This is a genomic window from Streptococcus sp. HMSC064H09 (assembly GCF_001812625.1).
Taxonomy (GTDB): domain Bacteria; phylum Bacillota; class Bacilli; order Lactobacillales; family Streptococcaceae; genus Streptococcus.
Genome location: NZ_KV809577.1, coordinates 21,962 through 32,967 on the forward strand (window position 1 = coordinate 21,962; position 11,006 = coordinate 32,967).

An 11,006-nucleotide genomic window follows, 5' to 3' on the forward strand; every position below is an offset into this window, starting at 1 on the left:
TGTGAGAAAATCATCCGGATATCACCTTATTCTTTCCTCTCAAAGACATGAAAAAATCCGGAATAGCTATTCCGGATGTCATCTTAAAATTTATCTTTGGTGTCATTCTTAGTTGAGAAAGTAATATCTTTTGATTTGCCATCACCACTAAGCGTTACTTTCTTATCTTTTTTAGTCACTTTTAGCTCTTGGCCTTTTTTCACATTGAGACCATCAATATCAACGTCTTTGTTGACAGAAGTAACAGTCATCTTATGTCCCAAACGGCTAACCTTCCCTTTGAAAAGGGTTGTCGTTGTTTCGCCTGTCTTCGAATCATACTTTTGACCACTGTCTTTCGCAGCTTTTTCAAGAGCTTCATCAAGTTCTTTTTCTATGGTTTCCTCACTGTAATAGTTTTCAAAGGAATCTCCATAAAAGGCTTTAAATAAATCTCCAAAGGCTGAGAAGGACTTCTGAACCCTCTCACGATAGTCCTTGATATAAGTTTTCTTATCAAAAGTATAGCTAGCAGTAACCTTCGCATTGCTACCTTTTACTTTCATGGTTACAGCAGTATCTGTAAAGTACTTTTCAAGCTCCTTACTATCCAAGTCTGTCAAACTTTCAGACATGCTTGAACTATACTCTCTACCTAGAGAACTACTGTACCATTTGCCATCAATATTACCTGTCACATAACGGTAAGTCATAAAGCCACCGATACATAAGAAGACAAGGACTACCGCTGACAAAACTGAGACTAGGATGCGTTTTTTCTTTTTGGGATCCATTTGTTTCTTAGGAGCCAAATTTGCCATAGCTGCTTGCCCTTCTGGAAAAGCAACCGTAGAAGGTGCAGTTGCTGTTACTACTGGTGCCGTTTCTGTTGGTAGAGGACTAGTGCTTGTCTCGACGATTTCTGCCTCAACCTTAACAGGTTCAGTAGTAACTGTATCTTCAGCTTTAGCTGGTGCTTCATTAACAAACTCTCCAGCTTTCAAAGCATCCGCCATTTCCTGAACACTCGGCTTACGTCCGTTTACCGTCTCAAAATAGTCCAACCATTCTTCTCTTGTCATTTATATTCCCCTTTAATTTCCTTTTTTATTTATTTTTTGTAAAGCTAATGTCACCAAATTCACTGTGTGCCTTGATAGTAAAACCTTCATTGTTGGGCGTATAATCTAATACATCACCTTTTTTAAAAGCATCTGAATCTCCAGCCTTATCCACAGTGATTGTTTGCTCCCAACGGTTAATATCACCCGTGAAAGCAGTTGTTGTAACACGACCGGTTTTGGCATCGTAGGTATAACTCTTTGGAAGTTCTTTCTTCACTGTCTCATCAAACTGTTTATAGTAGTCTTTTTCTGACAATGAATAACTATCAAAAACCTCCGAGAACTCCTCGCCATACTGACCTTTCAATTCAGTAACTCTACTCTGGTAAGCCTGATAAAGACCTTTACGATTGTAAACAAAGCTCACTTTTAAGTGAGCCTTATTGTCAGTAATACTCATTGCTGTATTGATATCGGTGATAAGATTTTGACCTTGTGGTAAAGCATTACTAACTTTATTCTTAGTAGTAGCAGTATCTTTTAGAGTCGCTAACATTTTCTCACTAAAGGTCAGGCTTGTCCACTCGCCCTCAATGCTGGCAGCTCGATAACGGTAACCCATTACGATACAAACAATCAAAAGGATAGTGAGTATCGCTGCAATAACACCTGATACCATCCCCACAATATTCTTTGAGGTTACTGGCTCCTTTGATTCTTTTACTTTTTGACTAGGATTGAATTGAACACTCACCATCCTATCAGCATTAAACTCTTTAAACTTATTAGTCGCCCTATTCCCTTCTATGGAGGCCCTTGATGGCCTCATTTCATGAGGCTTGAGAGGATGCGCCGTGGCATTCAAACTAAGCCCTTCTTCTTTTGTCATAGAACTCTCCTTATTTTACCGTAAGGTTATTATAACAATTCTTAAAGCGTTTTTCTATCTTATTCAGGAAAGTCCTTTATTTTTAATTTGGATGAACACTCTAATATAGTAGCTTTTAGCAAAAAAGTAGCCCTCACAGAGCTACTTTAGTCTATCACTTAACCTTTGTAGTCAAAGGCAACTTCGATAATTTCTTTCAATTCTGAAATAAGAGGTTCTTTTGGATTAGCAGTTGTACATTGGTCTTCGTACGCATGCTCCGCTAAAGTATAGACAGTGTCTTGAAGAAGTTTCTTCGTAACCCCTTGTCCTTTCCAGTTCATGTCAATACCAACGGCAACACCCAATTCGTAAACTTTTTGTGCCAAAACTTCAACCAATTCAGCATCTGATTGTTTGTCAGTACCCCATCCCATGAAACGAGCGATATCTGCGTAATCCTTGTCTGCACGGAAGTAATCATATTTAGGGAACATAGCGTGTTTTTGAGGATCACGACCATTGTAACGGATTACGTGAGGCATCAAAATCGCATTGGTACGTCCGTGTGGAATGTCAAACATAGGACCAATCTTGTGAGCTAGTGAGTGGTTGATACCAAGGAAGGCATTGGCAAAGGCCATACCAGCCATTGTAGACGCATTATGCATCTTTTCACGTGATTCTTCATCACCAAAGCGGTAAGAATGTTCAAGATTTTCAAAAACAAGTTTAATCGCTTGAAGTGAAAGTCCACGTGTATAGTCGCTAGCCATTACTGATACGTAAGACTCAATAGCGTGAGTCAAAACGTCCATACCTGTATCTGCTGTAACACTAGCAGGCACACTCATAACCAAAGCAGGGTCAATGATGGCAATATCAGGAGTCAAAGCGTAATCTGCCAATGGATACTTGATATGAGTTTCACTATCAGTGATAACCGCAAATGACGTTACTTCTGAACCTGTCCCTGAAGTAGTTGGGATACAGATGAATTGTGTCTTCTGAGCGTAAGGAATCTTGTAGGTACGTTTACGGATATCCAAGAATTTTTGTTTAGCGCCGAAGAAGCTTACATCTGGGTGTTCAAAGAACATCCACATAGCCTTAGCAGCATCCATTGCAGAACCACCACCAAGAGCGATAATCACATCTGGTTGGAAGTCTACAAAACGTTCCAATCCTTTATAAACTGTATTAGTAGATGGGTTTGGCTCAACATCTGAGAAAACATCTACTGCTGGTCTGTGGCGGTTAAGTTCCAATTGGCGTTTAACCAAGTCAGCGTAACCAAACTGAACCATACCAGGGTCACAAACCAACATCACGCGGTCAGCTTCAATGTGGCGCAAGTAAGTTATTGAATCTTTTTCGAAGAAGATTTTTGGTGGGACGCGAAACCATTGCATGTTATTGCGACGCTTTGACAATGTCTTAACATTCAAGAGATCAAATGAGCTAACATTGTGTGAAACTGAGTTATGACCGTGTGAACCACAACCAAGAGTCAATGATGGAATCATGTTGTTGTAGATATTACCAATACCACCTTCAGCCGATGGGCTATTCACCAAGATACGGCAAGCTTTCATGCGAATACCGTATTGGAGTTGGAGCTCTTCATTTTCAGTGTGGATAACAGCTGTATGTCCAAGACCTCCCAAATTGAGCATGCCTTCTGCTTTTTTGAATCCATCTTCAACGCCATCAGATTTGATAAGGGCAAGTACTGGAGACAATTTTTCCAAGGCAAGTGGATGTTCCATTGTTGCATCTGGAATTTCTGCCAAAAGCATTTTTGTACCTGCAGGTACTTTAAGACCAGCTTTTTCAGCAATTTCAATAGCTGAGTGACCTACAATAGCGCCGTTTACAGCTGTGCGTGCTTCATTAAGAACGACTTTTTCCAATTTAGCAATATCAGCTTTTTTAGAAATGATGACACATTGATGTGCTTCGAATTCAGCCTTAACTTCATCATAAATAGCTGCATCAACGATAGCTGCTTGTTCAGAAGCACAAATCATACCATTGTCAAAAGTTTTTGAAACGATGATATCGTTGACAGCACGTTTAACTTTAGCATCAGCAGCAATATAAGATGGTACGTTCCCGGCTCCTACACCAAGAGCTGGTTTACCAGTTGAATAAGCGGCCTTAACCATACCAGGTCCACCAGTCGCAAGTACCGTAGCAATCTTAGGATGGTTCATCAAAAGACCAGTTGCTTCGATAGATGGCTCTTCAATCCACTGGATACAATCCTTAGGAGCACCTGCTTCAATAGCCGCATCACGAACAATACGAGCAGCTTCTGCAGATGATTTTTGAGCTGATGGGTGGAAGGCGAAGACAATAGAGTTACGTGTCTTCAATGCAATGAGGGCTTTGAAAATCGTTGTTGAAGTTGGGTTAGTTGTTGGTGTAACCCCACAGATAACACCGACCGGTTCAGCGATAGAAACCAAACCTTGTTCTTTATCTTCAGCAATAACGCCTACAGTTTTGTCATATTTAATACTATTCCAAATGTATTCAGAAGCATACATGTTCTTGATGGCTTTATCTTCATAAATACCACGCCCTGTTTCATCAACGGCCAATTTAGCCAAATACATGTGTTTATCTAGGGCAGCAATCGCAGCTTGGTGAACAATATGGTCCACTTGCTCCTGCGTAAAGTTAGCCATAGCATCAAGGGCTTCAACACCCTTTGTTGCCAATTCATCAATTACTGTTTGAACATCTTTAGTTTGTTTAGTCATATGAAACTCCTTTGAATACTTGTTAAAAACTTCACAAGCTTTAACACAAGTATATTATAGCGTTTTCTAGTCGCTATGTAAACCCTTACAACGATAAAAAATAAAGAAATCCGTCCATTTTTGGACAGATTTCATCATTATTACCAAATAATCACGCGATCTTCTGGGGCACGCCACATGCCGTCGCCCTCTTTAACGTCAAATTCCTTGTGGAATTCGTCGAAGTTTGGTAGTTGAACATTGGTACGGAGTTTTCCTGGTGCGTGGACATCAACACTTGCAAGAAGTTGCATATATTCTGTCCGAGCTTTCATGCGCCAGATGCGAGCAAAGTTGGTGAAGAATTCTTCTGCTGAAAAATCTTCCTCTTTCTTAGCGGCTTCAAGGGCTGCAGCGATGCCTCCTAGATCTGCCACGTTTTCAGAAACGGTCAATTTCCCGTTAATTTTAGCACCGTAAGAGTCTTGGCCTTCAAACTGATCGATGACTTTTTGGGTACGAGCGGTAAAGGCTTCGTAATCTTCTGGCTTCCACCAGTCTTTCAAGCTACCATTCTCATCAAAGGAAGCACCATTGGTATCAAAGGCGTGTGAAATTTCATGAGCAATGACCGCTCCAATTCCACCGTAGTTAGCTGAGGAAGATTGATGAAGGTCATAGAAAGGTGCCTGCAAAATCGCTGCTGGGAAGACGATTTGGTTTTGTTGCGGATCATAGTAGGCATTGACCATATTAGCCGGCATGTGCCATTCACTACGATCGACCGGTTGGTTCCACTTGCTCCAGCTATGGGCAATCGAAATTTCGTAGAGAGTCTGAGCATTTTCAACCAAGGTTTTGCTCTCGTCGATAACCTTCTTGGCATAAGTTTCTGGTAACTTTTCAGGGTAACCGATATGAGGTGTGATGACATTGAGTTTGACAATGGCTTTTTCACGAGTCTCAGAGGCGAGCCAATCTGCTTTTTCCAGACGATCTTTGTAAACCTCAATCATAGTTGCAACTTTATGCTCTACGTCTGCTTTTGCTTCTGGTGAGAATTTTTCACCTGCATACCAGAGTCCAAGCGCTTGGCTATATGGTACTTCTGCTATTGATAAGGCTGCTTTTTCTTTTGGACGAGGTTCTGGAATACCTGCAATCGTACGACTATATTCACCAGCCAAAACACGGATTTCTTCCGTCAAAAATAGAGTCCAAGAAAGAGCTGCGCCGAGTTTCAATGCAGCATGAAGGGTCTCCCAGTTGGCTGCTGAGTAGAATGTTGGTGCGAATTCCTTCCAGTAACGCTCTTCTGGCACGATGATTTTATCTGGAGTTTGTCCGATTACTTCTGTAAAGAAGGCATCGAGTGGCAATTCTGGGACCAAGGCCTTGAAATCCGCCCACTCATAGGGATGGTAGAGTTTGTTGTACTCTGATTTTTCTTCGTTCGACAAGACATATTTGGCCAATTCTGCGTCCCCTGCAATCACTTTATCCAGAATATCTTTGATTTCTTCCTCTGAGAAATCAAATTTAGATAAGAGTTTTTCCATCATTTGACGCCAGATAGCCAGTAATTCTGGGCCTTTTTCGTTGCCTTCTTCATAATAGGTCGTATCTGGCAAGATGAGAGCCGGTGCTTCTCCCCACAAGACATTCATTTGGGCATTCTTAAAGTCTGGCGACACGCTAAATGGCAAGAGATTTGGTTTGCCAGCTAGTTCATAGGTGCCCAACTTGCTGGTATAGTCTTCAAAAGAAGACAGAGCCTTGATTTCATTGATCAAGGGCATGGCTGGAGCCACACCAGCTACTTCTCGTGCATCAAAATCAGCTACCATCTTGTGGTATTTGACAAAGTTTTGCAGAATGCTATCTTCGGGTAATTCTTCTCCCCGTTGCCATTTTCCGGTAATATCCAACATCAAGTTTTCGATATCTCGATCCAAGTCCATAAAGCCACCAGTCGAAGGTTTATCATCTGGAATGACTGCTGTCTCAGCCCATTTCCCATTGACGTATTCATAAAAATCATCTTGTAAGCGTGTCATTACACTTCCTCCATCAACATTAAAAGTGCTTTCATTATAACAAAATTCCCCAGCAAAAGCATTTACTGAGGAAAGTTTGGCTTATTTTACTAAGATTGCTAGGGTTTGATAAGGCTTAAGACTTACCTTTTCAGCAAGCTCCGCATCGTCATAGTTGGACAAGAGCACGCGCCCTGCTTGGTATTCTTCTGGAATCTCCACTTCAGCTTCACTTCCATAGAAATTATTGAGCACCAAGAGTTTTTGACCGTCTAAGTGGCGTTCAAAGGCGTAGACCTGCTTGCTATCTTCAAGTGCTGGCTGATAGCTTCCTTCTGAAATGATAGGCATTTCTTTGCGCAAGCGAATCAATTCTTTATAGAATTTAAAGATTGGTCCATCGATTTCATTTTCAACGTTGATGTCTTTATAAGATTTACCAACTTTCAACCATGGAGTGCCTGTTGAAAAACCTGCATTTAGAGAAGCATCCCATTGCATGGGCGTACGAGAATTATCACGTGACTTAGCTTGGATAATCTTGAAGGCTTGCTCAGGAGATTTACCTTGGTCCAAGAGCATTTGATAAGCATTGATGGATTCCACATCCACGTAATCTGCCATCGAGTCATACTCTGGATCGATCATCCCGATTTCTTCACCCATGTAGATGTATGGTGTTCCACGTGACAAGTGGATGCTAGCTGCGAGCATGGTAGCCCCTTCATTACGGAAATTCTTAATATCCACAAAGCGATTCAAGGCACGAGGTTGGTCGTGGTTATTCCAAAAGAGGGCACTCCATCCACCACGATCACTCATTTCCTTGCCCCAGGTGTGGTAGAGGCGCTTGAGCTCTTCAAAATCAAAGGGAGCAATGGTCCATTTTTGTCCATCTTCATAGTCCACTTTTAAATGGTGGAAGTTAAAGGCCATAGACAACTCCTGACGTTCCGGTGCCGAATAAAGAACACAGTTATCAATGGTTGTTGAAGACATCTCTCCGACCGTCATAAAACTATCGTCAGAACCAAAGGTCGCTTCATTCATCATGTGAAGATAATCATGCACGATTGGTTTATCCGTATAAGCCGGTTTCCCTTCATTTTCTGGACAATCTACTAAAACTTCGTCCTTTTCTCAAGTTATTAGCCATGAACAAGTGAACTTCCCTGTATCTGACTTAACCAGTTACCAAGAGCTCATAGAACAACAAGGCATTAAATCACAAACCAACGTTATCTCTCTAGATAAAATCATCGTTGACACCAATCTCTCAGAAAAAACTGGATTTTCAAGAAGCCAACAGGTTTGGCGTCTTATTCGGCAAAGAGTCGTTGATGGCTGTGCCTCTGTCGTTGATATTGATTACCTGGATGCGAGGCTTATGCCTCAACTCAACCGTGGCATCGCTGAGAACTCCATCTATGATTACCTTGAGAATCAGCTCCACCTTAGCATTTCTCATGCCTTTAAAGAAATCACAATTGACAACACTACCGAGCAAGACAAAATCCTCATCGATATCGGTAAAGATCACCACGTCGTCTGCATACGCTCAAAAGTTTATCTGAATAATGGAAATCAGTTTCAGTTCACCGAAAGTCGACACAAACTTGAAAAATTCAAATTTGTCGACTATGCCAAGCGTCATCACTAAAACGAATCCAAAAGAAAAAGTATCGAACACTTGTCCGATACTTTTTAGTTTTTACGGATAGGATCTGCTAGATACTCCGCACGAGCACCACCAATCAACTTAGGTCGACTCGCCAAAGCAGTCACATGGGCACCACCTAATTCTGGAGCAATCGGGCGAAGAGGAACTTGGACCCTCTTCACATGCATACCAATAGAGGTATCCCCAATATCGATACCAGCCTGAGCGACAATTTCCTCCACCTCAACAGGATCCTTCATATAGTCGAAAGCAGCCAGCTGACCACTTCCCCCAGCATGCAAGGTCGGAAGAACATTAACAATTTCCAAATCTTTAGCCATGGCGAGCTCACGCTCAACAACCAAAGCACGATTCAGATGTTCGCATCCTTGAACAGCCAAGTAAATTCCTTTAGGTTCCAAAACTTCAAGAATCGTTTTCACAATTCGTTGGCCAATTTCACGGCTAGAGGCTTTTCCGATTATCCCACCAGCGACCTCACTGGAAGACAATCCCAAGACAAAGATAGCTCCTCGCCCAATAGCGGAACGTTCAACAATATCTTCTACAAGCACACGTGTCTTCTCTTCTAAATCTAGCAACATCACAACAGCCCTCCTTTAGACAACAGCTGTATTCAGGATTCGCACAATAAGATAGTACAGAATCACAAAAAAGATAAGGAAAAATACCCCTAATAATAATAACTGCCTACGGCGTTTCTTACTTAGATCCCAAGAGAAACCAAATCCCATCAAAAAAGGACCAACACTATAACTTAGCATAAACCATAAATCTACGCGTGCTATATGCCAAAAAGAAGAAATAAAGGCCACTAAACCTATTAAGGATAATATCCAAGAAAACTCCCAACAATCTGATTTAGCAAAAGCCAAGCCTATTAAGAAGCAGCCCAAGGCAGGCATGATAATAAATGATAGGGTCATAAAATAAAACATGCCATTATTATAGCATGTTTTACAGTTTCATGTTAGTGGCGGTTAATGACACCATAAGCAATAGTGAATGCAATAGCAGCAATACCCACAACGATTGCCATGACAGCCCAGAAAATAGTCATCGCACGGCGTCCCTTGCGATTGTTGAAAGGAAGTCCCCAACCAATCATGATGACACCTAGCAATCCAAGCCAGATTTTATAAGTGATAACAATCGCCGCATCAAAATAGGCAAAAGCAACCAAACCTAAACCTAGCAAAGAAATCAAATAAGACCACTTACCCTTCAAAAATGAAGGCAAGGCCCAACCAAATAACACTAAACCTAGTAGAGCAAGAGCTCCACCACCAAAAAATACAGGTACAATATAATTATCAAACATATTCATATTATAGCATATCTTAAAAAGTTAGGAAATAGAATCTATCAACCAAAGCCATATCCAATCTTTAAAATTTGTTTCCTCTCAATCACAGATTGATTCGCAGATACTAACTATTTATTTGGGTACAAAAAAACAAGACCCAGAAAGGACCTTGTTTTAATAGCCTAATTGCGCTTTGTTTGCACTACATCTATAATCAAAAGGAACTGAGATTTAGAAAGTGTGGCAAATTTGTGGCAAAACATAAGAAAAAGGCTTGTCCATATTGGACAAACCCTTTATTTTCAAGCTTATATAGTCTAATTAAGCTTTGTTTGCTGAACCGAATACGTCGATACGTTCTTCAACAGCTTCTGTAATAGCTTCGAAACCTGGTTTCAAGAATTTACGTGGGTCGAAGAGTTTCTTCTTGTCGTATTCTGCTTCATTTGCTTCGTATTCAGCAACAAATTTACGTGTTGCGTTAGCAAATGCGATTTGACATTCAGTGTTAACGTTAACTTTAGCAACACCAAGTTTGATAGCTTCTTGGATTTGATCATCAGGAATACCTGATCCACCGTGCAATACGATTGGGAAGTTAGGAACAGCTTCTGTCAATTTTTGCAAGTGGTCAAGGTGAAGTCCGCTCCAGTTTTCTGGGTAAGGACCGTGGATGTTACCGATACCTGCTGCAAGGAAGTCGATACCAGTTGCAACCATAGCTTTAGCATCTTCGATTGGTGCCAATTCACCATCACCGATGATACCATCTTCTTCACCACCGATTGTACCAACTTCAGCTTCAACTGATACACCGTTAGCGTGTGCAAATTCAACAACTTTAGCTGCTTTTTCAAGGTTTTCTTCAACTGGAAGGTGTGAACCGTCAAACATAACTGAAGTGTAACCTACACGGATACATTCCAAAGCGTCATTGTAGTGACCGTGGTCAAGGTGAATAGCAACTGGTACAGTGATACCCATTGATTCAACCAATTCTTCGATAAGGACTTTACACAATTTGTAACCACCCATGTACTTAGCTGCACCCATAGAAGTTTGGATAAGTACTGGAGCTTGTTTAGCTTCTGCTGCACGCAAGATAGCTTGAGTCCACTCAAGGTTGTTTGTGTTAAATCCACCAACTGCGTAACCATTATCACGAGCTGCTTGGACAAATTTTTCTGCTGAAACGATTGCCATTATAAAGGCCTCCTATATTTTTTTGGGTTTGAACCCGTTTACAAGTTTATTCTATCACAATTGAACTCAAAAAACTAGCTTTTCTACAATTTGTAAGCGTTTTGATTTTTTAATACAAAAAA

The 11,006-nt window shown here is 41.1% G+C and carries 7 protein-coding genes and 3 pseudogenes; 1 reads left to right on the forward strand and 9 read right to left on the reverse strand.

The annotated features are described in order from the left end of the window. Window positions 1-83: 83 nt before the first annotated feature. From HMPREF2867_RS04290 to HMPREF2867_RS04310, 5 genes and pseudogenes are all read right to left on the reverse strand, one after another. Window positions 84-1,061, reverse strand: a complete 978-nt coding sequence (locus tag HMPREF2867_RS04290) for a hypothetical protein (protein ID WP_038676869.1) — start codon at window positions 1,059-1,061, stop codon at window positions 84-86. Between the two features lie 25 nt (window positions 1,062-1,086). Beyond that, window positions 1,087-1,932: a hypothetical protein gene (locus HMPREF2867_RS04295; protein WP_038676871.1), complete on the reverse strand. Its 846-nt coding sequence runs from the start codon at window positions 1,930-1,932 to the stop codon at window positions 1,087-1,089. A 158-nt stretch (window positions 1,933-2,090) separates the two neighbouring features. Continuing rightward, window positions 2,091-4,703: pseudogene (gene adhE / locus HMPREF2867_RS04300) on the reverse strand (bifunctional acetaldehyde-CoA/alcohol dehydrogenase); the annotation flags it as partial. A gap of 116 nt (window positions 4,704-4,819) precedes the next feature. After that, window positions 4,820-6,715: a M13 family metallopeptidase gene (locus HMPREF2867_RS04305; RefSeq protein WP_064523541.1), complete on the reverse strand. Its 1,896-nt coding sequence runs from the start codon at window positions 6,713-6,715 to the stop codon at window positions 4,820-4,822. 81 nt (window positions 6,716-6,796) lie between these two features. Continuing rightward, window positions 6,797-7,831: pseudogene (locus HMPREF2867_RS04310) on the reverse strand (alpha-amylase family glycosyl hydrolase); the annotation flags it as partial. On the opposite strand from HMPREF2867_RS04310, the pseudogene HMPREF2867_RS04315 reads away from it, so the two are divergent. Further along, window positions 7,827-8,354: pseudogene (locus tag HMPREF2867_RS04315) on the forward strand (UTRA domain-containing protein); the annotation flags it as partial. The pseudogenes HMPREF2867_RS04310 and HMPREF2867_RS04315 overlap by 5 nt on opposite strands. A 44-nt stretch (window positions 8,355-8,398) precedes the next feature. On the opposite strand, the gene HMPREF2867_RS04320 reads toward HMPREF2867_RS04315, so the two are convergent. From HMPREF2867_RS04320 to HMPREF2867_RS04330, 4 genes are all read right to left on the reverse strand, one after another. Beyond that, a complete protein-coding gene (locus HMPREF2867_RS04320; RefSeq protein WP_070576053.1) occupies window positions 8,399-8,959 on the reverse strand; it encodes a TIGR01440 family protein in 561 nt (186 codons plus the stop codon). Between the two features lie 15 nt (window positions 8,960-8,974). After that, complete coding sequence (locus HMPREF2867_RS11530; protein ID WP_080611667.1) at window positions 8,975-9,313, reverse strand: hypothetical protein; 339 nt, start codon at window positions 9,311-9,313, stop codon at window positions 8,975-8,977. Between the two features lie 32 nt (window positions 9,314-9,345). After that, the gene (locus tag HMPREF2867_RS04325) at window positions 9,346-9,702 is read right to left on the reverse strand and encodes a hypothetical protein (protein WP_002892073.1); all 357 of its coding nucleotides are present in this window, start codon (window positions 9,700-9,702) and stop codon (window positions 9,346-9,348) included. A gap of 300 nt (window positions 9,703-10,002) precedes the next feature. After that, window positions 10,003-10,884 (reverse strand): class II fructose-bisphosphate aldolase, encoded by an 882-nt coding sequence (locus tag HMPREF2867_RS04330; RefSeq protein WP_002885816.1) that lies wholly within the window; start codon window positions 10,882-10,884, stop codon window positions 10,003-10,005. Window positions 10,885-11,006: the final 122 nt, after the last annotated feature.